The sequence below is a fragment of the Chenggangzhangella methanolivorans genome (genome assembly GCF_042648545.1).
In the GTDB taxonomy this organism is placed as follows: Bacteria; Pseudomonadota; Alphaproteobacteria; order Rhizobiales; family Methylopilaceae; genus Methylopila; species Methylopila methanolivorans.
In genome coordinates, this window is the sequence record NZ_JBHRXS010000005.1 from 299,250 (window position 1) to 323,384 (window position 24,135).

Here is a 24,135-nt window from a genome sequence, read left to right on the forward strand (position 1 = left end):
AAGAGCCGGGCGTTTTCGTGTCCGGGGCGCCATAGCGAGCGCCCGAAACGGCCCGCCGCGCGCAGGGCGCGGGAAAATTCGGTCGTTCTTGCGCCGACCTCTGCTAGACTCGCGCCCGTGACGACGGCGCATGAGGAATCGATCACGATGAAGCGTTTGGCATTGACGTCCGCCGCGGTTCTCGCGGCCGTCGCAGCGCTTGGCGTCCAGGCGGCCTCGGCCGCAGACATGGCCGAGCGCACGCGCGAGCACGTCTACGAACGCCCGATCCCGCGCGTCTATTACCAGTCGGCCCGGCCGACCGCGGTCTGCCGCGTCGTGTTCCTGACCGAAGAGCGCGGCCGCCAGTGGCCGAAAGAACAGCGCTCGGTCGCGCGCTGCATGGACTTCCGCTAAAGCCGCCAGCGCCTGATCTCGAGCCGGGATCGTGAGTCATGTCGCGCGCCCGGTGCATGTTTTTCTCGGAACGATCTCTCCTCCGCCTCGTTGAGACTGCATAAGCGCGGCCTGAAAGCAGGGTCGCGACGTTCCACCAGAGCGCTTCATCTGGAGATTTGTTCTCCTGACGCGATGCGGCCGGAACGGTTCTCGAACGAATCTGGAGGAGAGCCTCATGAAGACCCTCATCCTTTCGACCGCGATGATCATGGGCCTTGGAGCCGCCGCGCCGGCGATGGCGCAGAGCGTCTATATCGGCCCGGGCGGCGGCGGCGACCGCGGCGATTGCCGCATGGTCGAGAAGAAAGTCGTGAAGAACAACAAGACCGTCATCACGAAGGAACGCCAGTGCGACGGCGACCGTCGCGTCTATCGCGAAGGCGGCGACCGCTACGTCGAGCGGCGCGACAGTGGGCCAGGCGTCTATATCGGCCGCTGACGCTGACAGTCGGTTTGACAGTCAAGGCGCCCGGACCTCGCAGTCCGGGCGCTTTTTCGTCACCAGTCGTGCGTCTTGTCGATCTTGATCACGAAGTTCCGCCATGGCGCGGCTTCGGCGATGCGCTCGTAAAGCGCGGCCGCGGGATTCTTTTCCGGGACCATCCAGCGAAGATGCATCCAGCCGAGCCGCTCGCCCTCCTCGACGAGGCCTGCGATCAGTTTTTGCGCGACGCCGTTTCCGCGGGCGTCCGGGCGGACGTAGAGGTCGTCGAGCTGACCCGCGCGCAGGCCCGAGATCGCCTCGGGAAGGTCGTAGTAGAGCGCGAAGCCGACGAGCCGGCCGTCCAGAAACGCTCCGGCGACGTTGGCCACCGGCTCCTCGTCCGACAGCAGTTTGCGCGCATAGGGTTCGTCGGGCGCGCTTGGCGCTTCGCGGCCGAGCAGCGCGTCCGAATAGGCTGCGAGCAGCGGCGCGAACAGGTCTGCGTCGTCGGGCGTGAGGGCGCGGATGTCGAGGGACATGGAACCTTGGCGCGACGCTGTTGACCCCCTCTCCCGCAGAGCGGGAGAGGGTAAGGGTGAGGGCCCTTTTGAGAGGGCGCCGCCGTTTCCCCTCATCCTTACCTTCTCCCGCGAGCGGGAGAAGGGGCGGGAAACGTCGCGCTCTAAAGCCTCACCGCCAGTCGCGGATGTCGACGAACTTGCCGGCGATCGCGGCGGCGGCCGCCATCACGGGCGAGACGAGGTGCGTGCGCCCGCGGAAACCCTGGCGGCCCTCGAAATTGCGGTTCGAGGTCGAGGCGCAGCGCTCCTCCGGCGACAGCTTGTCCGGGTTCATGGCGAGGCACATCGAGCAGCCCGGCTCGCGCCAATCGAAACCCGCGGCGCGGAAGATCTTGTCGAGCCCTTCCGCCTCCGCCTGCTCCTTCACGAGGCCCGAGCCCGGCACCACCATGGCGTTGACGTTGCCGTTCACCGTCTTGCCCTCGATCACCTTGGCGGCGGCGCGCAGATCCTCGATGCGGCCGTTGGTGCACGAGCCGATGAACACGCGGTCGACCCCGATGTCGGTGATCTTGGTGCCGGCGGTCAGGCCCATATAAGCGAGCGCCCGCTTGATCGCGGCCTTCTTGCCCTCGTCCTCGGCGGCGTCCGGATCCGGCACCACGCCGGTGATCGAGACGACGTCCTGCGGGCTCGTGCCCCAGGAGACGATCGGCGGCAGGTTCGCGCCGTCGAGCCGGACGATCCGGTCGAAATGCGCGCCCTCGTCGGTCTTCAGCGTGTCCCAGTAGCGCACGGCCGCGTCCCAGGCTTCGCCCTTCGGAGCCATCGGGCGGCCCTTCAGGAAGTCGTAGGCCTTGCCGTCCGGCGCCACGAGCCCGGCGCGGGCCCCGCCCTCGATCGACATGTTGCAGACCGTCATGCGGCCTTCCATCGAAAGGCTCTCGATGGTGTCGCCGGCGTACTCCATCACGTAGCCGGTGCCGCCCGCCGTGCCGATCTCGCCGATGATGGCCAGGATCACGTCCTTGGCCCCGACGCCGTCCGGCAGCTTGCCGTCGACGACGATGCGCATGTTCTTGGCTTTGGTCTGGATCAGCGTCTGGGTCGCGAGCACGTGCTCGACCTCGGACGTGCCGATGCCGTGCGCGAGCGCCCCGAACGCGCCATGCGTCGAGGTGTGGCTGTCGCCGCAGACGATCGTGGTGCCGGGGAGCGTAAAGCCCTGCTCGGGACCGACGACATGGACGATGCCCTGACGCTTGTCGAAGGCGTCATAATACTGGATGCCGAATTCGCGCGTGTTCTCGGCGAGCGCCTCGATCTGGGCGGCGCTCTCCGGGTCCGGGTTCGGCAGGTTGCGGTTCGAGGTCGGCACGTTGTGGTCGACGACCGCGAGCGTCTTGTGCGGCGCGCGGACCTTGCGGCCCGAGGTGCGCAAGCCCTCGAAGGCCTGCGGGCTCGTCACCTCGTGGACGAGGTGGCGGTCGATATAGAGCAGCACCGAGCCGTCGGGCTGCCGGTCGACGACGTGGTCGTCGAAGATCTTGTCGTAGAGGGTCTTGGGAGCGGCGGCGGCCATTGTTCGCCTCGGAAATATGAGCGTTTGCGTCGATCGGGTGTCAGGCCGCGGAAAGCCGCGGCGCGCTCAGTCCCGAAGTCGGGTCGCGATGCCGGACAGACGCGCATGGAACCGCGACGGCAGGCGTGCGTGGTCGGTCAGGGCGGCGAAGCCCTCCGACGTCAATTCGCCCGTGATCCTGCGTCCGGTCATGGGCGTCATATAGGATTGGAACGGCTCTAGTTGCAATCGCCATGGACGGTGGGCGGAGGCCGCAAAAACGCCCGGTCCATCTCCATGAACCGGGCGTGGGCGTCGAGGAGACCGGAGGCGGAGAGGGGCGGGGATCCGCTGCCGGCGTCTTTCGGGACGGGAGAACCGCCTCGACGTTGGATCGGAGACTAGCGGGGCCGATCTGAACGGCGCATGGCCGGCGCGTTTGGCCGGGGTTCATCGGCGTGGCGCTGAGACGGCCAAGCCGTGGCGGGCTCCGCCGGGGAGGGCGGCGGGCTTCGGCTCGCCTGGACGCGAAAACGCCCGGCTCATCTCCATGAGCCGGGCGTTTGGCCTCGAGGGGTCCGGAAGCGGAGAGGGGCGGGGATCCGCTGCCGGCGTCTTCAGGACGGGAGATCCGCCTCGACGTTGCAGAGACCCTAGCGGCGCGCGTGTGAACCGAAGGTGGCCGGTCCGTTTATCTCGGGTTCATGGGCTCGGGCGGTCCGTCTCCGAGCCCCTTTCGGGCGCGTCCGCTCGCGAAGAACAGCGCGAGGGTCGCTGTCCCGAACGTCGCGACCGCGACCGGCAAGGCGAGAAAGCCGTAGTCGGTCCCGAGCGTGCGCCCGATCGCGACGCCGATCAGCGCGCCGGTCGCCATCTGGGCGAAGCCGACGAGCGAGGACGCCGCGCCCGCGCGCTCGGGAAACGGCTGGAGCGCGGCCGCCATCGACTGCGGCATCACCAGCCCGACGCCGAACATGTAGATCATCATCGGGATCATGACCGCGAAGGGCGTCTTGGGCCCGAGCGTCACGAGCGCGAGCATCAGCAGGCCGCCGACCGCGAGCGCCCCCGTCCCGATCCCGATCGCGTGGTCGAGCCCGCCGCGGCGCACCAGCGGGCCGGCCGCGAGCGTGCCCCCGATGAAGCCGATGACGCCGACCGCAAAGGCGGCCCCATAGGCCACCGCCGAGAGGCCGTAGATCGACTGCAGAATGAAGGACGAGGTCGAGATGTAGGCGAACAGCCCCGCGAACGCGACCGCGGTGAGCCCGAGATAGGTGAGGAAGCCGCGGTGGCGCAGCAGCACGCCGAAGCTCGCGAACACGGTGCGGGGGCTGACGGCTCCGACGGCCTTGGCGCGGATGGTCTCGGGCAGGAAGACAGCCACCACCAGCATTTCGGCGGCGAGCACGAAGGTCAGCACCACGAAGGTCGCGCGCCAGGAGAAGGCGTTCTCCAGCACGCCGCCGATGAGCGGGGCGACTGCCGGGATGAGGCCGAGGATCGTCGCCATGCGCGCGAGCTCCCTGGCGGCGCGCGGCCCCGAATAGAGGTCGCGCACGATCGAGCGGGCGAGCACCACCGGCCCCGCGCCGCCGAGCGCCTGCGCGAAGCGCGCGACGATCAGCGTCTCGATGGTCGGGGCGACGGCGCAGAGCGCGGAGCCGAAGGTGAAGAGCGCGAGGCTCGCGATCAGCACCGGCTTGCGGCCCTTGGCGTCCGACAGCGGGCCATAGACCACTTGGCCCGCCGCGAAGCCGACGAGGAAGGCCGACAGCGTCAGCTGCCCCTCCGACTGGCTCGCCCCGAGCGCTTCGGAAAGGTGCGGCAGCGAGGGCAGATACATGTCGATCGCCAGCGGGCCGACGGCGGTCAGCAGCGCAAGGACTGCGGTGAGAGCGAGCGTGTCTGGCTTGAGGCGCATGGGCGCTCGGGGCTCGTGGCGAAGCGGGGACGCGAGGTGGAGAGGCCGCGCGTTGAGGCGCGGCGAACCCGCCGGTTTTAGGGCGCTGGAGCCAAATCGCCGCGCATGCCGGCTTTGCGCCTTCGCCCAAGCGGCTAAGATCGCCAGAAAAACGGGGAGGACCAATGACGCACGACCACGGCCACGATCACGAGCATGATCACGCGCCCGATCGCTGGAAGCATGACGGCGTCCGCGTCATCAAGGGCGACAAGCTCGACTCCAACACCGCGCAGACGCCCGGGATGTTCCGTCAGGCGGCGATCAATCACGCGCGCGTCGGCGCGCAGAAGATCTGGGCCGGGACGGTCTCGATCGAGCCCAACGCCAAGACCGGCGTTCACCACCACGGCGCGCTGGAAAGCGTGATCTACGTCGTGCGCGGCCGCGCGCGGATGCGCTGGGGCGAAAGACTCGAATATGTCGCCGAGGCCGAGCCCGGCGACTTCATCTTCGTGCCGCCTTATGTGCCGCATCAGGAGATCAACGCGAACCCCGACGAGCCGCTCGAATGCGTGCTGGTGCGCTCCGACAACGAGGCCGTGGTGGTCAACATCACCGACGTCGACCCGGTGGAGAAGCCCGAAGCGGTCTACTGGGTCGACCCGATCCACAAGGCGCCGTGAGGGACCAAGCACGGCGCCGCCGATTGCGAGCTTTCGCGGGACGCGCACGACGTCTCTGTCCCCGTCCCTCCCCCTTGCGGGGAGGGTGAGGGTGGGGGTGGTTCAGAATGAAGCTCGATACATCGGCATAGAGCGACGTCGCGCATGCCGCTCAATCCTGAACCACCCCCACCCCCGACCCCTCCCCGCAAGGGGGAGGGGAGAACAGGCGCGGCTTCCGACCGTCTTCACGCGATCTCGTGGTTCGACATGATCTCCAACGCGCGGGCGAGGCCGGAATGATCCCAGGCCTTGCCGCCATTGGCGACGCACACCGAGAACAGCTGCTGGGCGACCGCGGTCGAAGGCAGCGCGATCCCGAGCGACTTCGCGCCTTCGAGCGCGAGGTTGAGATCCTTCTGGTGCAGCTCGATGCGGAAGCCCGGATCGAAGGTGCGCTTGATCATCCGCTCGCCGTGAAGCTCGAGGATGCGCGAGGTGGCGAGCCCGCCGGTCAGCGCCTGCCGCACCTTGGCGGGGTCCGCGCCGGCCTTGGAGGCGAACAGCAGCCCTTCGGCCACCGCGCCGATGGTGAGCGCGACGATGATCTGGTTCGCGACCTTGGTGGACTGGCCCGCGCCCGTCGGGCCGACCAGCGTCACGTTCTTGCCCATCAGCTCGAACAGCGGCTTCACGGCGTCGAAGGCCGCCTCCTCGCCGCCGACCATGATGGTGAGCGAGGCGTTCTTCGCGCCGACCTCGCCGCCGGAGACCGGCGCGTCGAGGTAAGAACCGCCCTTTTCCGCGATCCTCTCCGCGAAGGCCTTGGTTGCGATCGGCGAGATCGAGCTCATGTCGACGACGATCTTGCCGGCCGAAAGCCCCTCGGCGACGCCGCCTTCGCCGAACAGCACGGCTTCGACGTCAGGCGTGTCCGGCACCATGGTGATGATGACGTCGGATTTTTCCGCGACCTCTTTGGCGCTCGCGCAGGCGGTTCCGCCGGCTGAGATCAGCTCGGTCGGGACTTCCCGGCGAGTTTTCAAGAAGAGCGTGTGGCCGCCTGCGATGAGGTGGCCCGCCATCGGCTTGCCCATGATGCCGAGGCCGACGAATCCGACGTTCATGTGGGGTCTCCGGTCTGTGGGAAAGTGTGTAGGAAAGCGGTGGAAAGGGAGTGCGTTCCCAGCCGTCATGCCCGCGCCTTCGCGCGGGTATCCACGACTTGGTCGTAGCGCTTGCCATCTACGGAAAGTCGTGGATACCCGGCTTCGCCGGGCATGACGGCGGGGGCCTTGTCACCCCTGCTTGAACCGCGCCGCGAGCGCTTCGGTAGTGCGCGCGAGCAGGGTCATGTCGGAGCCGACCGCGGTGAAGATCGTGCCGGCGGCCATATAGCGGCGCGCGAGCGTCTCGTCGCCCGTCAGGATCCCGCAGGCCCGGCCCGTCGCGGTGATGCGCGGGATGATCTTCTCGATCGCCTCGACGACGTCTGCGTGGCCCTGGCGGCCGAGATAGCCGAGGCTGGTCGACAGGTCGCCCGGCCCGACGAACAGCGCGTCGACGCCCTCGACGGCCGCGATCTCCTCGATGTTGTCGAGCGCGGTCTGGCTCTCGATCTGCACGATCACGCAGATCTCGGCCTCGCAGTTCGCGTGGTAATTCGGAACGCGCCCGAATCGGGCGGCGCGCGGCGCCTGGCTGAAGCCGCGCACGCCCTTCGGCGCGTAGCGGGTCGCGGCGACGACCTTCGCCGCCTGCTCGGCGGTCTCGACGTTCGGGATCATCAGCGACTGCGCGCCGGCGTCCAGAATGCGCTTGATGGCGATCGGATCGTCGCTCGGCATGCGGATCACCGCCTGCGTGGCGGTCTCCATCATGGACTGGAGCTGGACATAGACGTCGCCGAGGTCGTTCGGCGAGTGCTCCATGTCGAGCAAGATCCAGTCGAAGCCCGAGCCCGCGATGACCTCTGTCGAGATGTTGCTCGCGAGGCTCGACCACAGGCCGATCTGCTGGCGGCCCGACGAGATCGCGGCCTTGAAGGTGTTTTTGGGCATGTCCATGGCGGTTGCTCGCCTCTGTGTCTGAAGGGTTCTGGCGACTGTCGGTCAACGGCGCGCGCGGCGACGAACTGCGTGCTTCGAGATGCGGCCTTCCGGCCGCTCCTCAGCATGAGGGAGGGGGAGGAAAGCCGACCCCTGACGGTCCTCATGCTGAGGAGGCCCGAAGGGCCGTCTCGAAGCACGCACTGTCCGATCCGCCGCCATCACCGCACCATCGCGGGGCGCTTGTTGTCGAAGGTCCAGCCGGGGATGAGGAACTGCATGGCGGCCGCGTCGTCGCGGGCGCCGAGGCCGTGGCGCTTGTAGAGCTCGTGCGCCTTCTCGACCTCCAGCCAGTCGATCTCGATCCCGAGGCCCGGCCGCTCGGGGAGCGCGACGAGCCCGCCCTTGATCTGCAGCGGCTCCTTGGTGAGCCGCTCGCCGTCCTGCCAGATCCAGTGGGTGTCGATCGCCGTCACCTTGCCGGGCGCGGCGGCGGCCGCATGAGTGAACATGGCGAGCGAGACGTCGAAGTGGTTGTTGGAGTGCGAGCCCCAGGTGAGGTCGTGGTCGCGGGTGAGCTGCGCGACACGAACCGCCCCTGCGAGCGTCCAGAAGTGCGGATCGGCGAGCGGGATGTCGACCGAGCCGAGCTGGATCGCGTGGCGCATCTGCCGCCAGTCGGTCGCCACCATGTTGGTGGCGGTGGGAAGGCCCGTGGCGCGGCGGAACTCCGCCATGATCTCTCGCCCCGAAAAGCCCTGTTCGGCGCCGCACGGATCTTCGGCGTAGGCGAGCACATGGCCCTGGCCCTTGCAGAGCCGGATCGCCTCTTCGAGCGACCAGGCGCCGTTGGGGTCGAGCGTCACGCGGGCGTCCGGAAAGCGCTTCTTGATCGCGGTCACGGCCGCGATCTCCTCCTCGCCCGGCAGGGCCCCGCCCTTCAGCTTGAAGTCGTTGAAGCCGTATCGCTCATGCGCGGCCTCGGCGAGGCGCGTGACGGTCTCGGGACTGAGCGCCTCCTCGTCGCGCAGGCGCAGCCAGCCGTCCTTGGCGGTCGGCGCGCGATAGGGCAGGTCCGTCCTCGTCCGCGGGCCGACATAGAACAGGTAGCCGAGCATCTCGACGGCAGGACGCTGCACGCCTTCGCCGAGCAGCGCCGCGACCGGGACGCCGAGATGCTGGCCGAGCAGGTCGAGGAAGGCGCTCTCGACCGCGGTCACCGCATGAATGGTGATGCGGAGATCGAAGGTCTGGAGCCCGCGGCCGCCGGAGTCGCGGTCGGCGAAGGCGGCGCGCATGTCGGTGAGCGCCGCGTTCCAGGCGCCGATCGGGCGGCCGACGATGAGCTCGCGGGCGTCCTCCAGCGTCTGGCGGATCTTTTCCCCGCCCGGCACCTCGCCGAGGCCGGTATGGCCGGCGCTGTCGGTGAGGACCACGAGGTTGCGGGTGAAGAACGGGCCATGGGCGCCGCTCAGGTTCATCAGCATCGAGTCATGGCCGGCGACGGGCACGACCTTGAGGTCGGTGACGACCGGCGTCGAGGCGCGGGCGGAAGCCTGGCTCTCGACGTCTTCGGCGAGGGTGGTCACGGGAGGGCTCCGGGCAAAGAGATCTTGTGGGTCTCGCGCCGTTCGCGAAGGAGGCGCTCTTCTCCCCTCCCCCTTGCGGGGAGGGGTCAGGGGGGTGGGGGTGGTTCCGGAAGGGCGAGGAGAGAGCCGCTGCTCTGCGCGCGGCGCCTGAGTCCAGTCCTGAACCACCCCCACCCTTACCCTCCCCGCAAGGGGGAGGGAGCGGACACGTCGCGGCTTGCCGCGAAGGGCAGGGGTCACGGCGACGGGATGTTCCCCTTGGCCACGACCTCCTTCCAGCGGGCGATCTCGCCGGCCTGGAAGGCCCGGAACTCCTCTGGCGTGTTGGCCACGATCTCGAAGCCGGTCTTGGCGAAGGCCTCCTTCACGGACGGCTCCTTCAGCGCCTTGACCATCTCGGTCGCGAGCTTTGTCCGAACGTCCTCGGGCATGCCCTTCGGCCCGCCGAGCGCCTGCCAGGAATAGACCTCGGCGCCCTGAAGGCCGAGTTCCGCGAGCGTCGGCACTTCGGGCAGCAGCGGGTCACGCTTCTCCGAGGTGATGGCGAGCGCCCGCACCTTGCCCAGATGGACCTGCGGATAGATGTTGCCGAGATTCGCGAAAGAAGCGTCGGCGTGGCCGCCGATGAGGTCGGCGATGGCCGGTCCGCCGCCCTTGTAGGGAATGTGGTTCGCCTTGGTGTCGGTCTTCTGCCACCAGAGTTCTGCGGTCAGATGATCCGACGAGCCGCTGCCGGAGCTCGCGAACGTCACTTCGCCCGGATGGGCCTTCAGATACTCGACGAACTCCTTGTAGTCCTTGGCCGGAAAGTCCTTGCGCACGACCAGCACGTTCGGCGTGCGCACTGCGATCGTCAGGTGGTCGAAATCCTTGGCGGGGTCGTAAGGCAGGTTCTTGAACAGCGCCGCGTTGATCGACCAGACCGACAGCGCCGCGCAAAGCAGCGTGTAGCCGTCCGGCGCGGCGCTCGCGGCGAGACGCGCGCCGGTGTTGCCGGTCGCGCCCGGCTTGTTCTCGATGATGATGTTCTTGCCGAGCTGCTTCTCGAGTTGCTGGCTGACGACGCGCGCCGCAGTGTCCGAGGCGCCGCCGGGCGGGAACGGCACGATCATCGTGATGTTGCGGGTCGGGTAGTCAGTCGCCAGCGCGGGCGGCGGCGCGACGAGGGCGAGCGCGCAGGCCGCGACCGCCAAAACCTTGAGCATGCGCATCTGAGACACTCCTCCCGGGGCGCGTTTCCTCGTCGGCCTAGCGGTCTTGTCGCCGCATCGTCCCGACGTCCCGGAGGCTAGTCGCAGCCTCTATTCCGGTCTAAGCTAGAAAATGCATCGATCGATGCTCGTTAGGTATCGATGTTCGAATTCGCCCATCTTCGCTGTTTCGTCGCCGTCGCCGAGGAGCTGCATTTCGGCCGCGCGGCGCGCCGGCTGAACATGACGCAGCCCCCGCTCAGCCGGCAGATTCAGCTGCTCGAGCATCTGTTGGAGGCCAAGCTCTTCGAGCGGTCTCACCGCCGCGTCGCGCTCACGCCCTCGGGGCGCACCTTCCTTCCGGAGGCGCGGCGACTGCTGCAACTCGCCGAAGGCGCGGCGATGTCGATCCGGCGCGTGTCGGGCGGCGACGTCGGCGCGGTGACGATCGGCTTCACGGCGGCCTCGGGCTACGGCTTCCTGCCGGACGTGTTTCAGCGGCTGAGGGCGCGGCTTCCCGGCGTCGACGTCGCGCTGCGCGAGGCGGTGACTTCCGCCCAGCTCGACGCGCTGGCCAACGGGCGCATCGACATCGGCCTCGTGCGCCCGCCGGTGCGCCATGCGGGCCTCGAATTCCGCATCGTGCTGCGTGAGCCGATGATCGTCGCGCTGCCGCCGGACCACCGCTTGGCGGACCGCGACCGGATCGACCTCGTCGAGCTCGGCGGCGACCCGCTGATCAGCTACTCGCCGTTCGAGGCGCGCTATTTCCATGACCTGACGCTGCGGCTGTTCTCGGCGGCGGGCGCGCAGCCGACCATCGCCCAGCATGTCAGCCAGATCCATTCGGTGCTGGCGCTGGTTCGGATCGGGCTCGGGGTGGCGCTCGTCCCGGAGGCGGCGCGCCAGCTGCACTTTGAAGGCGTCGCCTATCGCGAACTCGCCCGGGCCGGCGAAACCGCGGACCTCGGCGCCGTCTGGCGCAGCGACAACGAGAACCCGGCGGCCGCGCGCGCGCTCGAGATCATCTTGGGCGAGGGGTGAGGGGAACGGCTTGGCGCATCCGTCGTCCCGGCCGAAGAGCCGGGACGGCGGCTCTTCGACCGGCATGACGCCCTCCAGCGCATGAGGCGGCGTCAGGGACGTCGGCTCATGCCCGCTTGCCGACTTCGTGGCTGTCCACCACCCATGCGCGCGCCTGCTCGCTGATGGTCGCGCCGAGGCCCGGACGGTCCGGCACCACCATGCGGCCGTCGCGGATCTCGAGGCTTTCCTCGAACAGCGGCTCCAGCCAGTCGAAGTGCTCCACCCACGGCTCGCGCGGATAGCAGGCGCAGAGATGGAGGTGGATCTCCATGGCGAAATGCGGGGCCATCATCAGCCCGGCGTGGTCCGCCATGTTCATGATCTTCAGGAACTGCGTGATCCCGCCGACGCGGCCGGCGTCCGGCTGGATGAAGTCGACGCTGTCGTTGCGGATGAGCTCGTAATGCTCGGCGACGCTCGTCAGCATCTCGCCGGTCGCGATCGGGGTGGCGAGGTCGGCGGCCAGCATCGCGTGGCCCTTGGCGTCATAGGCGTCGAGCGGCTCCTCGATCCAGAACAGGTCGAAGTCCTCGAGCGCCCGGCCGACCCGCATCGCGGTCGGGCGGTCCCACTGCTGGTTGGCGTCGACCGCGAGCGGAAACCCGCCGTCGAGCAGCTTGCGCACCGCCTTCACGCGCTCGAAATCCTTCGACCAATCCGGCTGGCCGACCTTGATCTTGATGCCGCCGATGCCCTTTTCGCGCGACGCCGCGCAGTTCTCGAGCACCTCGGGAAGCGGGGTCGAAAGGAAGCCGCCCGAGGTGTTGTAGCAGCGCACCGAATCCCGGTGGGAGCCGATGAGCTTCGACAGCGGCAGGCCGGCGCGCTTGGCCTTCAGATCCCAGAGGCAGATGTCGATCGCGGCGATGGCTTGCGTCGCCAGCCCCGAACGGCCGACCGAGGCCCCGGCCCAGACCAGCTTGGTCCAGATCTTTTCGATGTCGTTCGGATCCTCGCCGATCAGGCGGTCGGCGATCTCGCGGGCGTGGGCGAACATGCCGGGTCCGCCGGCGCGCTTGGAGTAGGAGAAGCCCATTCCGCGATGCCCGTCCCGGGTCTCGATCTCGCAGAACAGGATCGCGACTTCGGTCAGCGGCTTCTGGCGCCCGGTCAGCACCTTGGCGTCGGAGATCGGGGTCTTGAGCGGAAGGAAGCAGAGCGAAAGCTTGGCGAAGGCGATGCGGTCGCCGCCGGGCGCGGCGGCGTGGGTCGCGACGGCGGAGCTGTCGGCGGCGGTCATCGGGCGTTTCTCCTCACGGGCCGGCGCTCCCAAGGCGCAGGCTTCTCGCGGGGGTAGAGATACGCCCGGACATTCGTGCGCGTCCAAGGCTATGTTTTCATAATTTTGATGCGCTCAGGGCATCAATTGTTCGCGCACGCGTCAGCCCACCAGCGCCGAGCCATCGCACCGCACGCCGCGCACCGAGACGTCCGCCTGGCCGAGGCCGACGCCGAGCGTCGACAGCAGCGTGTTGAGCACCGGGTCAAGCAGCGCGCCGATCGGCGAAACGGCCGCGGCGAGCGTGTCGGTGACGAATTTCGGCGTCCCGAGCGTGAAGCCGAGGAGATTGACCGTGATGGACAGATTCTTGGTGAGGCTGGTCAGGGCCGATTGCAGAATGGAGGTGTTCGTGACCGTCTTCATCGTGCCGGCGGCCATGTCGCTCGCGGTGAAGGTCACGTTTGACGCCTGCGTCGTCTCCACGCCGACATAGGACAGCGCGGAGGCGGACAGCAGCAGCGGCACGTCGACAAGCGTCGCCGGACCGATGTCGGCCGCCTGGGTCATGTCGTTCCAGCGGCTCAGGTTCTTCGGCTGACCGATCCAGATCCGGCCGATCGAGGGCGTCACCGAAAGCGTCGCGGTGGCGTCGGTCTTCGGATTGCGGCCGCATTGCGAGGCGGACAGCGTCGCCTGCGAGGCCGCCACGTCGACGGCGACCGGCAGATTGATCGACGCCAGGCCGAGCACCCCGCCGATTTTGGCGTTGAGGCGCAGGCGGGTCTGCGCCGTACGAACCGTCGCGCCCTCCGTGTTCAGTCCGAACCACGGCGACGACTGGGGGCGCTCGCCGATGTTCAGCGAGGCCGTCAGAGCCAGCAGGCCCGGGATCTGCGCGCCGATGTCGAAGTCGATCTGGTTGGCGCCGCCGTTGGCGACGCCGAGCGCGGTCATCACCGTCTGCAGCACGGAAGCGGAGGCGCTGAGGCCGATGGGACTGCCAAGCTGAAGCTTGGCGAGCGGACCGAAGTCGATCATCGTCGCCAGCGAGATCTTCTTCACGTTCGCGCCCTGCGCGAGCGTCTGCAGCAGGTACTTCAAGGTCGGGGTGCCGAGCACGTCTCCGATCGCGTTGAGGAGATCGCCGACCCCCACCTGCGCGTTGAGGACGTCGTCATAGGTCACGGCGGTCAGATGGGCGCGGGTCGCCACCGCCTGGAGCAGCTTCGGCAGTTCGATCTTCGCGTCGGCCAGTGAATTGTAGTCCATGACCGAAAGCGACACTGAGGCGCCGAGCAGCTTGGACAGGAGCGCGTTGGCGACGCCGCCCTGAAGCGAGGCGAGACGAGAGCCGATGGTGAACGACGCGAGCCGCGTGTTGACCGCGGTCGCGACCGTCGTGAGCTTCTGGGACGAGCCGAAGATCGCGCGCCCGAACACGACCGGGTTGTCTGTCGTCATCTTGAGCTGGACGGCGTTGGTGGGCTTGCCGCCCGCCACGAACCGGCGCGTCGGGTCGCCGCCGCCGGTCGCGACGTAGCTGCCGAGGGTCACCACGAGGCCGCTCGGGAGCGCGACGCCGTTGTCGGAGAGCGCCTTGCGAGCCGAGGCCTCCGCGAGCACGAGATTGCGGGCCGCCGAGAGCGCCGCGAGATCGAGCGCTCCCTGGTTCTCGCGCCGCTCGAGATGGAGGCGCGCGAGGTCGATCGTGATCGCGAGCGAGGCGATCAAGCAGCCGCCGAAGGCGACGGTCAGGATCGACACCGAACCCCGCTCGTGACGCCGGAAGCGCGAGAGCAGATCGAGCGCCCGCCGGATCACCTCAGTAACCCCCTCGCAGGATGACGGACGAGCGCACGACCGTCTTGGACGGCAGCGGGATGAGGCCGGAGAACGACCAGATCGCGAGCTTGCTCGCGTCGTAGGAGACCACGACCTCGAACAGGTCGGGAGACGCCGACGACGTCTTGGCGTCGATCTTCAGGCGCGTCGGGTCGATGAGCGCGTAGGTCCGACCCATCTGGTCGGCGTGCTGCTTGGCGAGGTCGGCGCGCTCGGTGTCCGACAGACCCGCCACGGTGGCGCGGGCGGTGTCGGCCGCGATCTGCTGAATGCTGTTGGCGACGCTGAAATAGGTGCCGTAGCAAAGCACGCCGACGAGAAACAACAGCAATACCGGGGCGATGAGCGCAAACTCGATCGCGGCGGAAGCGTTTTCGTCGGTCCCTCGGCGCAGCGTTTGACGCGCGCGTGCCAAGAAGGTGCTTGCCATGACGATCATTTCCACGGTCGACTGAAAGTAAATCGAACGTATTTGAGTAAAACTACTTATCGCGAGCGCGTTATGCAGATGCAATTCGAAGCGCTTCGACTGAGCTAGCGCCACACGCCCTGATGGCAAAACGTTTGGACCCCGGTAGTTAACGGTTCCTATTTATCGTAATGGTTGTGCAAAATCCGGCCCAAAACACAGGGAGTTAGCCGATCCGCAGGCGGCTTTTGGACCTTTTCCGCCTTGACAGGCCGATTTGGGCTAGATGCTCTACGCGCGGCGCCCGAAAATCTCATGCTTGGCGAAACATGCGCGAGCACTTGCGAAGCGGTCGCATCAAGCGAGACGTAAGGGCAAATACTTATAACGGTTGTGCAACTCAGATCGTACAATTTGGCATAGATGTTGGTGGGTTGTGTGCGATCGATCGATCGAAAACTTCGGGTTGTCTTGGAGTTGTGAGCTGTTTGGTGCGCGTCGAAGTAACGTCTCGTTAAAAGATCGCTCGCAATACGATGGTGCGATGCTCCCGCACGACCCGGATTTTGACGCGCTGCACACTTCAGTGGCAAATTTGCAGCGCGGTATGCGTTGAGCGCAAATCCGGTATGCAAAAATGTTTGATCTGAATCAGGCGCGGGCGTTCCTCGTCGTGGCCGACGAGCTCAGCTTCGGGCGCGCCGCGCGGCGGCTCAACCTCACCCAGCCCGCGCTCAGCCGCCAGATCCAGGCGCTCGAGCGCGAACTCGACGTCCAGCTTTTCGCCCGCACGACCCGAAGCGTGGTGCTCACGCCCGCCGGGCTCGCCTTCCTGTCGGAGACTCAAGCGCTGCTGCGGCAGGCGGAGGCGGCGGCCGCCGCCGCCCGCCGCACGGCGGGGCGCGCAGGCGGATCGCTTGTGGTCGGTTTCATCGGCGCGACGTCCTACGGCTACCTGCCGCGCCTCGTCGCGCGCGTCCGGCGGCGGCTTCCCGAGGTCGCCGTCACCTGGCGCGAGCTCGACTCCGCCGACCAGCTCGTCGAGCTCGATTTCGGGCGGCTCGATCTTGGCCTCGTGCGGCCGATCGCGGCGGTCCAGAAGGCGTCGTCGCGTTGCGTGATGCGTGAGCCGCTCGCGCTCGCGGTCCCGGCCGACCATCCGGTCGCGGCGCGCCGACGCCCGCCGCTGGCCGTTCTGGACGGCGCGCCGTTCATCGCCTATGCGCCCGAGGCCCGCCATCTGCATGATCTCGTCGAGGGCGCGCTCGCGGCGGCCGGCGTCGCGCCCGTCCGCGTCCAGCAGCTGACGCACGCGCAGGCGATCCTGTCGCTGGTCGCGGCGGGTCTCGGCCTCGCCATCGTGCCGAGCGAGGCGCGCAACGCCTGTTTCGACAATGTGGTGTTCCGCCCGCTCGACCTCGGCGACGTCCGCGCGGAGCTGCACGCGGTGACGCGCCCCGACAACCGCAACCCGGCGCTCGCGCCGTTCATGGCGCTTTTGGACGACGGCTGATCTGGGGAAGGACGGGCCGACCTTGCAGGCCGGCCCGTCGATGGGGTCAGCGGCAGGTGTTGGCCGCCTTTTGGAACGTCGCCTCGTTGGTGACGGTCTCATAGTCCGTCGTCGCCTTGGTGTAGCTGTAGATGACGAGGTCGGCGCCGGACATCGTGGCCGCAATCAGCGATCCCGTGGTGAAATAGTAGGAATGGAGTGAGCTGCCGCTGCCGCCTGCGATGCCGAAGGAACGACGGTCAGACGCAATGTTCTTGGCCGCCAGCGGCGATTATGTAGCTTGCAAACTCGCTAACCACATGAACGAGAGATGACTTTCTTATTATTCTAAATTCAGATTGAGGCCTGTAGGGTCCGCCCTGCTTCGGGAGGCCCCCGCCGGGAAAAGGCGCTGGACGTGTTTCCGCCCCTCCTCGTCCAGACAAACGAAGCATGGTCCGATCGCTGGGGAGCGGTCGGACCGCTCAACTCTATCGAATACGAGGCCACATGACCTTTATCGTGAGCCATGGGCCGCTTAGCGACGAGCATCAGATCAGCTGCGAGACCGCCGCTGAGGCGCTTCAGATCGTTGAGCGCCTGAGATCTGAGGGATCATCCTTTATCGTCGTCACCCAGGTCGAGACTGGGGATGTCGCCGTCGAGGTTCTTCAGGTGTTGGCGCGGCACGAAATGAAAGCCGCAGCAGACGCCTAGCAACCTACGCGACTTGCGTCAGAGGCGTGGATCATTTCGCCTTGGCGGGCTTCTTCGGCTCAGCCGGAGCAGGCGGAGCCTTCGCCAGCTTACGCACCCTCTCCGCAAACCGCTCTGGATCGTCGTCCGTGCCGAGCTCGCGGGCGGCGTCGCGGAACTTGTCGAGTTGGGTATGCTGGTCGTCTGCAACCTTCCGATTCGCCACAGTGCTAACTTCCATTGTCAGAGCGTAAACTCATCATCTACTGCGATGAATCGGCTGAAAAGGGCCGCTTCTTCTCGCATTTTTACGGCGGCGCATTGCTGGATCAGAGCAATGTACAGCGCATAGAAAACTCTTTGAATGACGTAAAAACACAAAACAATTTAAATGCAGAATTGAAATGGACGAAAATATCAAAAGCATATAAAGGAAAATATATTGCTTTTTTAGAGCGTTATTTTGACCATATTGCTAGTGGAGACATCAAAGTAAGAATTATGTTCACTCAAAACTCTAACGAAGCGGCTGGTCTTGAGGACCATCAAATTGGAAATCAGTATTGGCTTCTATATTATCAGCTTGTGAAGCATGCTTTTGGGCTAATGTACTGTGGCTGTCCGCCGATCTGGACGCGAGTTTCTCTATATCTCGATGACATACCAGACACCGACGAAAAATTCTCTTCTTTCAAGCAATACGTCTCCAGCCTCAATATGTTTCCGAAGTTTGCAAACCAACGCGTCTATATTCCAGATACTGAGATCGTTAATGTAAATTCAAAATCCCATGTAATACTTCAGGGCCTAGATATCATTCTCGGCGCCATGCAGTTTCGGCTAAATGACAAACATAAAGAGATCCCAGAGGGCCTAAAACGACGCGCCAAAAGAACCGTCGCAAAAGAAGAGGTTTATAAATATATTAATTCACGCATCCGAGATCTTTATCCGAACTTCAATGTAGGAACTAGCACTGCCGTAGGAGACGATGTGGCGAACCGTTGGCGGCACCCCTACCGTCACTGGCTTTTGGTGCCTTCGGAAAAGCGCTTGATTGTCGGGTTCTTCAGCTTAGAACGGTGCCTCATTGATCGAACGAGGCCCCTGATAGATCAGTTCGCTTGCCCTTGATGCCGATCGCAGCCTTCGCCGTCCGCTGCTGGTCGTTCACGCCCAGCGCGGTGCGCGCGTTGTACCGGAACTCAAACTCCGCGAGGTAGCGGTGCAGGTGCTTCTCAGCGCAGTGCTGATAGACGCCCTTCATGCCGCGCTTGAAGATTGAGAAAGAGCCTTCGACGGTGTTCGTCGTGATGTCGCCGCGGGCGTATTCCTTGCGGCTGTGGTTCACGACGCCGTGGCTCGCGAAGTCCTTGTCGAGGCCAAGGTACCAACGGCCTTCGTCGGTCATGATGCGAGCTTCGCGATCGACGTTGGCGCGGATGATCGCCTGCAACTCGTTCTTGGTCGTGCCCTCGACGTGGAACATGCGGGTGGCGCCGCCGCGCTCCACGAGAGCGAACACCGTGTTCTTGTAGCTGGTGACGCCGTGCCCCTTGCGGTCGGGCTCACCTCCCAGACGGCCGATGAACGTCTCGTCGATCTCGACAATGCCAGAGCCGCCAGCGCCGCCCATCGGAGCCAACTCGCCAGAGCGCATGGCCTCGCGGATGCGGTGAGCGAGGAACCACGCGGTCTTGTACTGAATCTCAAGGATGCGGTGCAGCTGGTGGGCGCTTATGCCCTTCTTGGACGAGCACATGAGGTGCACGGCCTGCAGCATCTTATGCAGCGGCATGCGGGCGTGCTCGAACACGGTGCCGACCTTGACCGTGAACTGCTTCTTGCAGTCGCCGCAGCGGTGGAGGCCCATGCGGACGCGGGCGGCCACGTTCGGCTTGATCTTGGAGATGCGATCCATGCCGCCGCAGTGCGGGCAAACCGGAGCGCCGTTCCAAAGCGTCTTCTCAAGCCAGTCGAAGGCGGCGGCTTCGTCGTGGAACTGGGGCTGAGAAAGGACGGACATCACTAGAGCTCCTTGGCCCGAGTGTTATCTCACGTCCGATCCGTGTTTGCAAGATACATAATCGCCCCGCCGGCCGGCTTTTGAGGTCGCCTCGGACGTTTCTGGTGGTCCAGCCGGCTGAGAACCCATCGGTTTTTGAAGAGATCGTCCATTGGGTGCTGCCGCCGTCGAGGACGGAGCCGCCCGACACGCAGAAGTCGACATTGCCTCAGCGATAGAGGCCGGCCGCGAAGCCGCCGCTCTGGAGGTTCGGCGAGTCCGAGACCTTGATGTCGACGCCCTTCGCCGAGAGCCCGCCGGCCGCCGTCGTGCGGAAGCGGATGTCGACATCCTTATAGACGATGTCGCCATTCGCCTTGCGGACGGGAACGCGCGTCAGGCGCAGCGTTTCGCCCGCCGTGCCGACGGTCGCGGCCTCGAGATAGACGGTCGGATCGTCGGCGAGCGCGGGGGCGACCTGCGCGCCGGCGGCGGTGACTGCGAGCGCCGCGGCGGCGGCGAACTGGACTGAACTGCGCATCGGGATCCTGTTTGAAGGCATGGCGTGGCGATCGCCGGCCGGTCGTCCGGCGGCGTGGAAGGGGGCTTGGGGAGTTCGAGCGCGACCGGCGTCGCGGCGAGCGCGGCGCAAGCGGGCGATAGGCGGCAGGCTGTCGTCGTCGGCCCCGTCGGTCGGCGCGTCGCGCGGCCTCGCCGCGCAGCGCTCCGTCCGTCTGAGCAGTCCCGGACGGTCCCTATATACCGGTCAACCCGTGATTTAATTTTTTGCGGAAAAGATTCAATTCTAGGGAGAATCTGCGGCTTTCCGGCCGTTCTCCTGCGGCGGTCCTACAAAGCGTCGTCGCCTACAGAATTGTGATGTCGTTGTGATGCGGGGAGCGCCGAACCGCCCCTATATTTCGACTCGCATGATCAGACACGACTGACTCTCGATTGCAGATCGCCCGCGCCGAAAAGACGGCGCGCGTTCGTCATGCGTCACCGACAGCACGAAACTCTTTTCCCGCCCTTCTCGCGGCGGAACGGAAACTTGCGCCGTCGTCGCTCAAACCGGAGATCGAAAGACATGGAAACCCAGGACCGCCAGGCCATCGAGGGGCTGTTCAGCCGTCTCGACGAGGTGGATCGGCGCAGTCCGCCGAAGGACGCCGAGGCCGAGGCCCTGATCAGGGAGCGGGTCACGGCGAGCCCGAACGCCCCCTATCTCATGGCCCAGACCATCGTGATGCAGGACTACGCGCTCACCCAGGCGCAGCAGCGCATCGAAGATCTCGAGCGCGAGGCGGCCGAACGGCCCGCCGGCGGCGGCGGCTTCCTGTCGAGCCTGTTCGGCGGCGGCTCCCAGCCGGCCCGTCCGCAGGCCGCGCCCGCAAGGCCGATGGGCGCTCCGATGGGTGCGCCGACAGGCGCTGCGATGGGGGCTCCGATGGGCGCTCCCGGAGGGGCGCCGATGGGCGCGCCGGGCGGATCGCCCTGGCAGGGCGCGGCGGGACAGGCGGCCGCAAGCCAGCAGCCGTCGCGCGGCGGCGGGTTCCTCGCCGGCGCGGCCCAGACCGCGATGGGCGTCGCGGGCGGCGTTCTGATCGGCAACGCCATCGGCTCCATGTTCGGCGGCGGCGACGACGCCAAGGCGGCGGAAGCGCCGGCCGCGGCTCCTGAGCAGACTGCGGCCGCCGAGCAGCCGGCGCAGACCGCCGAGGCCCAGCCGGCGTCGGACGAGGGCGGCGGGTTCTTCGACTCCTTCTTCGGCGGCGACGACGACGAGACCGCATAACGACATTGTCATCGCGCCCGGCGCCCGCGCCGGGCGCCCACGAAAGGCCGCCGTGCTAGGTGTCGGTTTCGCTGACGGCGAAATGACAGGATCCGATGCCCGCGACTGACCCTTCCAGTATCGCGGCCTCCGCGCTGAGCCATGACGGCAAGCCGCGGGGGCCGAAGCTCTCCGAGATCCTCTTCGCCATCGCCAACGACACGAGCCGCGAGCGCGTCTCGGTCGCCGACCTCCTCGCGGTGATGCAGGACCGCGCGGTCGGCGCGCTGATGTTCGTGTTCGCGCTGCCGAACGTTCTGCCGACGCCGCCCGGCACCTCCACGGTGCTCGGCGCGCCCTTGATCTTCCTCACCGCGCAACTCGCGCTGGGCTTAAAGCCCTGGCTTCCCGCCGTGATCGCCGACCGCTCGATGGCGCGCTCGGACTTCGCCGCGGTGGTGAACAAGGCAGCGCCCTGGCTCGCCAAGGCTGAAAGCTTGCTGCGCCCGCGGCTCGGGCGGCTCGTCGCGCCGCCTGCCGAATACGCCGTCGGCCTGGTCTGCTTCCTGCTCGCCGTGATCCTGTTTTTGCCGATCCCGCTCGGCAACATGCTGCCGGCGCTCGCCATCTGCCTGTTCTCGCTCGGCGTCGTCGAGAAGGACGGCGTCTGGATCCTGGCGGGGCTCGCGACCACGATCGTCTCGCTCGTCGTGATCTGGGGCGTGCTCTACGCCATCATCACCGCCGCGCTCTACTTCATCGCCAACGTCTTCGTCTGACCCTCGACCTGAAAGGAAGGCGCAGGGCGTGAAGACGCTCGCGCCGACGCGACATGCTGTTCGAATGGATCGCCGATCCCGCCGCCTGGGCGGGCCTCGCCACGCTGATCGTGCTCGAGGTGGTGCTCGGCATCGACAACCTCGTCTTCATCGCGATCTTGGCCGACAAGCTGCCCGAGCACCAGCGCGACAAGGCCCGCCTGCTCGGCCTCTCGCTCGCGCTGATCATGCGGCTCATCCTGCTCGCCTCGATCTCCTGGATCGTGACGCTGACCGAGACGCTGTTCACCGTCTTCGGCACGGACATCTCGTGGCGCGACATCATCCTGATCGTCGGCGGCCTGTTCCTTCTGTTCAAGGGCACCATGGAGCTGCATGAGCGGCTCGAGGGTTCGGACCACACGCACAAGAAGGGCGCGGCCGACGCGGTGTTCTGGCAGGTGATCCTGCAGATCATCGTGCTCGACGCGGTGTTCTCGCTCGACAGCGTGATCACCGCGGTCGGCATGGTGCAGCAACTCTCGATCATGGTGATCGCCGTCATCGTCGCGATGGCGGTGATGATGCTGGCCTCCAAGCCCTTGATGGCCTTCGTCGGCCGCCACCCGACGGTGGTGATCCTGTGCCTCGGCCTGCTGCTGATGATCGGATTTAGCCTCGTGGTCGAGGGCCTCGGCTTCCACATCCCGAAGGGCTACCTCTACGCCGCGATCGGCTTCTCGATCCTGATCGAGGCCTTCAACCAGATCGGGCGGCGAAACGTGCGCAAGCGCGTCACCACCGCGGATCTGCGCGACCGCACCGCCGACGCGGTGCTGCGCCTGCTGCGCGGCGGGCGCGGCGAGCCGACGGCCGACGACCAGGCCGAGGTCGCGGCGCTGGCGGAAGCCGGCGGCGGCGCGGTGTTCTCGCCCGCCGAGAGCTCGATGATCGAGCGCGTGCTGACGCTCGGCGACCGCTCCGTGCGCTCGATCATGACGCCGCGCCGGGAGGTCGTCTGGCTCAATGTCGAGGACGACCTGTCGGCCTCCCTCCATGCGGCGCGCAGCAGCGGCCGGTCGCGCTTTCCGGCCTGCCGGGGGGAAATCGAGCACGTGGTCGGCGTCGTGCACGCCAAGGACCTCATCGGCGTCGAGGTGGGCCGCGTCGCCTCGGTCGCGCGCGAGCCGCTCTACGTGATCGAGACCATGCCGATCCTGAAGCTCCTGGAACGCTTCCGGAGCTCGACCGTCCACATGGCGATCGTCGTCGACGAGCACGGCGTGCTGCAGGGCGTCGTGACGCCGACCGACGTGCTGACCGCGATCGCGGGCGAGCTTCCCGAGCGCGCGGCCGACTCCGAGCCGGACGCGGTCCGCGACGAGGCCGGCGTCTGGCTGCTCGACGGCCGGATGAGCGTCGACGACGCCGAGCGGACGCTCGGGATCGAGGGCATGCGGGAGGCCGGCGACCATGAGACCGTCGCGGGCTTCGCGCTCAGCGTCCTCGGCCACATTCCGGATGACGGCGAGCAGTTCGAGTGGAACGGCCGCCGTTTCACGGTGCGAGGCGTGCGCGAGCGGCGCATCGAGCGCCTCGAGCTCGGCCCGGCCGATTGATCGCGCGAGGTCGCCTTGGCGGACGTCCCGCCGGGCGAAGCGTCATCGGGGCGCGTTCGACAACTGCGCGGCCCGCGCCGAAGCAAACAGCGCGCGCCAATGAATGGCGCGCAAGCAAATGGCCGGTTGTCGCTCTGTTTACGCCTCTTGGAAAAATCGCGCTCTCGCGTTGATAGCTTTGCTGCCACCTTATACTCGGAACGAGTGAATCGCGCCGTTCCCCGAGCGAGAGATCGACGATGCCCATGTCTCCTTCGACCGAAGCCGCAGTGCCAGTCTGCATGCAGGAGTTGTTCATCCGCGTGCAGCTTCTCGAGCGCGTGGTCGCCAATCTGCCTGGAGCGTCCGGGGTGGACCTGTCTGCGATTCGAGTCGAACTGAAGAAGATGGGCGCCGTTCTGGCCGACGTCACGAAGGACAGCCATGAGCGCCTCGTCTCGAAGGTCGTGGGCGACATGACCGGACTTCTGCGCGAGGACGAGACCAACGACCGCGACGACGACGACTATTTTTCGTAAGCGACGTCGCGGCGCTTCGGCTGCCGCCTGTTCGTTTCGCCGTCGATCGTTGCGCCGTCCGTGAAGGCTGCGACCGAAGCCCGGTCATCACGTGAAGGCTTATGGCCTCTCCCGGGAGGGAAGGACGCGGTCGGCTGAAATTTTTGATGTGAGGCTGGTGCTGTGAGAGAGGATTGAACTCTCGACCTCTCCCTTACCAAGGGAGTGCTCTACCACTGAGCTACCACAGCGAAGCAGGCGGGGCGGGCAAGCGCGGCCCCGAAAGCGCGCGGAAACTGCCACAAGCCCCCGGGCGGCGCAAGCCAAGCGACATGCGGAATTTCGGACCCGCGTCCTGACGTCCACAGCTTGCGCCGAAAGGCCCCCGTTTCGTTC

General features: G+C 66.7%; 23 protein-coding genes and 1 tRNA gene. 11 read left to right on the forward strand and 13 right to left on the reverse strand.

All coding sequences use genetic code 11. The features are described 5' to 3' along the window. Positions 1–147 precede the first annotated feature (147 nt). Positions 148–396 carry a hypothetical protein gene (locus ACFOWB_RS10780; protein ID WP_261404931.1) on the forward strand — a complete coding sequence of 83 codons (249 nt, stop codon included), beginning with the start codon at positions 148–150 and terminating at the stop codon, positions 394–396. A 217-nt stretch (positions 397–613) separates the two neighbouring features. Then, positions 614–877, forward strand: coding sequence for a hypothetical protein (locus ACFOWB_RS10785; RefSeq protein ID WP_261404930.1), 264 nt, complete (start codon positions 614–616; stop codon positions 875–877). Between the two features lie 59 nt (positions 878–936). Here ACFOWB_RS10785 and ACFOWB_RS10790 read toward each other — a convergent pair whose 3' ends face one another. The 3 genes from ACFOWB_RS10790 to ACFOWB_RS10800 all read right to left on the reverse strand — a co-directional run bounded on the left by ACFOWB_RS10790 (position 937) and on the right by ACFOWB_RS10800 (position 4,868). Then, positions 937–1,401: a GNAT family N-acetyltransferase gene (locus tag ACFOWB_RS10790; RefSeq protein ID WP_261404929.1), complete on the reverse strand. Its 465-nt coding sequence runs from the start codon at positions 1,399–1,401 to the stop codon at positions 937–939. 151 nt (positions 1,402–1,552) lie between these two features. Beyond that, positions 1,553–2,965, reverse strand: a complete 1,413-nt coding sequence (gene leuC / locus ACFOWB_RS10795) for a 3-isopropylmalate dehydratase large subunit (RefSeq protein WP_261404928.1) — start codon at positions 2,963–2,965, stop codon at positions 1,553–1,555. Positions 2,966–3,635: 670 nt separating this feature from the next. Further along, a complete protein-coding gene (locus tag ACFOWB_RS10800; RefSeq protein WP_261404926.1) occupies positions 3,636–4,868 on the reverse strand; it encodes a multidrug effflux MFS transporter in 1,233 nt (410 codons plus the stop codon). A gap of 164 nt (positions 4,869–5,032) precedes the next feature. On the opposite strand from ACFOWB_RS10800, the gene ACFOWB_RS10805 reads away from it, so the two are divergent. After that, the gene (locus tag ACFOWB_RS10805) at positions 5,033–5,533 is read left to right on the forward strand and encodes a cupin domain-containing protein (protein WP_261404925.1); all 501 of its coding nucleotides are present in this window, start codon (positions 5,033–5,035) and stop codon (positions 5,531–5,533) included. 227 nt (positions 5,534–5,760) lie between these two features. Here ACFOWB_RS10805 and ACFOWB_RS10810 read toward each other — a convergent pair whose 3' ends face one another. The 4 genes from ACFOWB_RS10810 to ACFOWB_RS10825 form a co-directional block, all read right to left on the reverse strand. Then, on the reverse strand, positions 5,761–6,639 hold the full coding sequence (locus tag ACFOWB_RS10810; RefSeq protein ID WP_261404924.1) for a 2-hydroxy-3-oxopropionate reductase: 879 nt from the start codon (positions 6,637–6,639) through the stop codon (positions 5,761–5,763). Positions 6,640–6,810: 171 nt separating this feature from the next. Further along, on the reverse strand, positions 6,811–7,578 hold the full coding sequence (locus ACFOWB_RS10815) for an HpcH/HpaI aldolase family protein (protein ID WP_261404923.1): 768 nt from the start codon (positions 7,576–7,578) through the stop codon (positions 6,811–6,813). A 203-nt stretch (positions 7,579–7,781) separates the two neighbouring features. After that, positions 7,782–9,071, reverse strand: a complete 1,290-nt coding sequence (locus tag ACFOWB_RS10820; protein WP_261405697.1) for an enolase C-terminal domain-like protein — start codon at positions 9,069–9,071, stop codon at positions 7,782–7,784. A gap of 314 nt (positions 9,072–9,385) precedes the next feature. Beyond that, entirely contained in the window at positions 9,386–10,360 is a 975-nt protein-coding gene (locus tag ACFOWB_RS10825; protein WP_261404922.1) for a Bug family tripartite tricarboxylate transporter substrate binding protein, read from the reverse strand. A 141-nt stretch (positions 10,361–10,501) separates the two neighbouring features. Between ACFOWB_RS10825 and ACFOWB_RS10830 the strand changes: the two genes are divergently transcribed. Next, a complete protein-coding gene (locus tag ACFOWB_RS10830) occupies positions 10,502–11,383 on the forward strand; it encodes a LysR family transcriptional regulator (protein ID WP_261404921.1) in 882 nt (293 codons plus the stop codon). A gap of 106 nt (positions 11,384–11,489) precedes the next feature. On the opposite strand, the gene ACFOWB_RS10835 is transcribed toward ACFOWB_RS10830, so the two are convergent. The 3 genes from ACFOWB_RS10835 to ACFOWB_RS10845 all read right to left on the reverse strand — a co-directional run bounded on the left by ACFOWB_RS10835 (position 11,490) and on the right by ACFOWB_RS10845 (position 15,003). Continuing rightward, on the reverse strand, positions 11,490–12,665 hold the full coding sequence (locus ACFOWB_RS10835) for an L-talarate/galactarate dehydratase (protein ID WP_261404920.1): 1,176 nt from the start codon (positions 12,663–12,665) through the stop codon (positions 11,490–11,492). A gap of 141 nt (positions 12,666–12,806) precedes the next feature. Beyond that, positions 12,807–14,411 (reverse strand): TadG family pilus assembly protein, encoded by a 1,605-nt coding sequence (locus tag ACFOWB_RS10840; RefSeq protein ID WP_378147224.1) that lies wholly within the window; start codon positions 14,409–14,411, stop codon positions 12,807–12,809. Positions 14,412–14,469: 58 nt separating this feature from the next. Then, complete coding sequence (locus ACFOWB_RS10845) at positions 14,470–15,003, reverse strand: TadE/TadG family type IV pilus assembly protein (protein ID WP_378147226.1); 534 nt, start codon at positions 15,001–15,003, stop codon at positions 14,470–14,472. A 532-nt stretch (positions 15,004–15,535) separates the two neighbouring features. Here ACFOWB_RS10845 and ACFOWB_RS10850 point away from each other — a divergent pair. The 3 genes from ACFOWB_RS10850 to ACFOWB_RS10860 all read left to right on the forward strand — a co-directional run bounded on the left by ACFOWB_RS10850 (position 15,536) and on the right by ACFOWB_RS10860 (position 18,220). Further along, positions 15,536–16,411 carry a LysR family transcriptional regulator gene (locus ACFOWB_RS10850; protein ID WP_378147228.1) on the forward strand — a complete coding sequence of 292 codons (876 nt, stop codon included), beginning with the start codon at positions 15,536–15,538 and terminating at the stop codon, positions 16,409–16,411. 489 nt (positions 16,412–16,900) lie between these two features. Further along, the gene (locus ACFOWB_RS10855; protein ID WP_261404915.1) at positions 16,901–17,107 is read left to right on the forward strand and encodes a hypothetical protein; all 207 of its coding nucleotides are present in this window, start codon (positions 16,901–16,903) and stop codon (positions 17,105–17,107) included. Positions 17,108–17,326: 219 nt separating this feature from the next. Further along, positions 17,327–18,220: a DUF3800 domain-containing protein gene (locus ACFOWB_RS10860; RefSeq protein WP_261404914.1), complete on the forward strand. Its 894-nt coding sequence runs from the start codon at positions 17,327–17,329 to the stop codon at positions 18,218–18,220. Here ACFOWB_RS10860 and ACFOWB_RS10865 read toward each other — a convergent pair. Both ACFOWB_RS10865 and ACFOWB_RS10870 read right to left on the reverse strand, forming a co-directional pair. Continuing rightward, positions 18,174–19,112, reverse strand: coding sequence for an IS1595 family transposase (locus ACFOWB_RS10865; RefSeq protein WP_261404913.1), 939 nt, complete (start codon positions 19,110–19,112; stop codon positions 18,174–18,176). The genes ACFOWB_RS10860 and ACFOWB_RS10865 overlap by 47 nt on opposite strands. 208 nt (positions 19,113–19,320) lie before the next feature. Next, a complete protein-coding gene (locus tag ACFOWB_RS10870; RefSeq protein WP_378147231.1) occupies positions 19,321–19,632 on the reverse strand; it encodes a hypothetical protein in 312 nt (103 codons plus the stop codon). A gap of 546 nt (positions 19,633–20,178) precedes the next feature. Between ACFOWB_RS10870 and ACFOWB_RS10875 the strand changes: the two genes are divergently transcribed. The 4 genes from ACFOWB_RS10875 to ACFOWB_RS10890 all read left to right on the forward strand — a co-directional run bounded on the left by ACFOWB_RS10875 (position 20,179) and on the right by ACFOWB_RS10890 (position 23,760). Next, the gene (locus ACFOWB_RS10875) at positions 20,179–20,886 is read left to right on the forward strand and encodes a DUF2076 domain-containing protein (protein WP_261404911.1); all 708 of its coding nucleotides are present in this window, start codon (positions 20,179–20,181) and stop codon (positions 20,884–20,886) included. Positions 20,887–20,981: 95 nt separating this feature from the next. Then, on the forward strand, positions 20,982–21,644 hold the full coding sequence (locus ACFOWB_RS10880; RefSeq protein WP_261404910.1) for an exopolysaccharide biosynthesis protein: 663 nt from the start codon (positions 20,982–20,984) through the stop codon (positions 21,642–21,644). A 53-nt stretch (positions 21,645–21,697) separates the two neighbouring features. Further along, complete coding sequence (locus tag ACFOWB_RS10885) at positions 21,698–23,242, forward strand: TerC family protein (protein ID WP_261404909.1); 1,545 nt, start codon at positions 21,698–21,700, stop codon at positions 23,240–23,242. A 239-nt stretch (positions 23,243–23,481) separates the two neighbouring features. Beyond that, complete coding sequence (locus tag ACFOWB_RS10890; RefSeq protein ID WP_378147234.1) at positions 23,482–23,760, forward strand: hypothetical protein; 279 nt, start codon at positions 23,482–23,484, stop codon at positions 23,758–23,760. A 155-nt stretch (positions 23,761–23,915) separates the two neighbouring features. Here ACFOWB_RS10890 and ACFOWB_RS10895 read toward each other — a convergent pair. Then, positions 23,916–23,990: transfer RNA gene (locus ACFOWB_RS10895), tRNA-Thr, on the reverse strand. Positions 23,991–24,135 lie beyond the last annotated feature (145 nt).

Excerpts from the sequence above, each read along its gene's own strand:
- ACFOWB_RS10780 (WP_261404931.1), top strand. The coding sequence starts at position 148 with ATGAAGCGTTTGGCATTGACGTCCGCCGCGGTTCTCGCGGCCGTCGCA.
- ACFOWB_RS10785 (WP_261404930.1), top strand. The coding sequence starts at position 614 with ATGAAGACCCTCATCCTTTCGACCGCGATGATCATGGGCCTTGGAGCC.
- ACFOWB_RS10790 (WP_261404929.1), bottom strand. The coding sequence starts at position 1,401 with ATGTCCCTCGACATCCGCGCCCTCACGCCCGACGACGCAGACCTGTTC.
- leuC (WP_261404928.1), bottom strand. The coding sequence starts at position 2,965 with ATGGCCGCCGCCGCTCCCAAGACCCTCTACGACAAGATCTTCGACGAC.
- ACFOWB_RS10800 (WP_261404926.1), bottom strand. The coding sequence starts at position 4,868 with ATGCGCCTCAAGCCAGACACGCTCGCTCTCACCGCAGTCCTTGCGCTG.
- ACFOWB_RS10805 (WP_261404925.1), top strand. The coding sequence starts at position 5,033 with ATGACGCACGACCACGGCCACGATCACGAGCATGATCACGCGCCCGAT.
- ACFOWB_RS10810 (WP_261404924.1), bottom strand. The coding sequence starts at position 6,639 with ATGAACGTCGGATTCGTCGGCCTCGGCATCATGGGCAAGCCGATGGCG.
- ACFOWB_RS10815 (WP_261404923.1), bottom strand. The coding sequence starts at position 7,578 with ATGGACATGCCCAAAAACACCTTCAAGGCCGCGATCTCGTCGGGCCGC.
- ACFOWB_RS10825 (WP_261404922.1), bottom strand. The coding sequence starts at position 10,360 with ATGCGCATGCTCAAGGTTTTGGCGGTCGCGGCCTGCGCGCTCGCCCTC.
- ACFOWB_RS10830 (WP_261404921.1), top strand. The coding sequence starts at position 10,502 with ATGTTCGAATTCGCCCATCTTCGCTGTTTCGTCGCCGTCGCCGAGGAG.
- ACFOWB_RS10835 (WP_261404920.1), bottom strand. The coding sequence starts at position 12,665 with ATGACCGCCGCCGACAGCTCCGCCGTCGCGACCCACGCCGCCGCGCCC.
- ACFOWB_RS10850 (WP_378147228.1), top strand. The coding sequence starts at position 15,536 with ATGTTTGATCTGAATCAGGCGCGGGCGTTCCTCGTCGTGGCCGACGAG.
- ACFOWB_RS10855 (WP_261404915.1), top strand. The coding sequence starts at position 16,901 with ATGACCTTTATCGTGAGCCATGGGCCGCTTAGCGACGAGCATCAGATC.
- ACFOWB_RS10865 (WP_261404913.1), bottom strand. The coding sequence starts at position 19,112 with ATGTCCGTCCTTTCTCAGCCCCAGTTCCACGACGAAGCCGCCGCCTTC.
- ACFOWB_RS10870 (WP_378147231.1), bottom strand. The coding sequence starts at position 19,632 with ATGCGCAGTTCAGTCCAGTTCGCCGCCGCCGCGGCGCTCGCAGTCACC.
- ACFOWB_RS10875 (WP_261404911.1), top strand. The coding sequence starts at position 20,179 with ATGGAAACCCAGGACCGCCAGGCCATCGAGGGGCTGTTCAGCCGTCTC.
- ACFOWB_RS10880 (WP_261404910.1), top strand. The coding sequence starts at position 20,982 with ATGCCCGCGACTGACCCTTCCAGTATCGCGGCCTCCGCGCTGAGCCAT.
- ACFOWB_RS10885 (WP_261404909.1), top strand. The coding sequence starts at position 21,698 with ATGCTGTTCGAATGGATCGCCGATCCCGCCGCCTGGGCGGGCCTCGCC.
- ACFOWB_RS10890 (WP_378147234.1), top strand. The coding sequence starts at position 23,482 with ATGCCCATGTCTCCTTCGACCGAAGCCGCAGTGCCAGTCTGCATGCAG.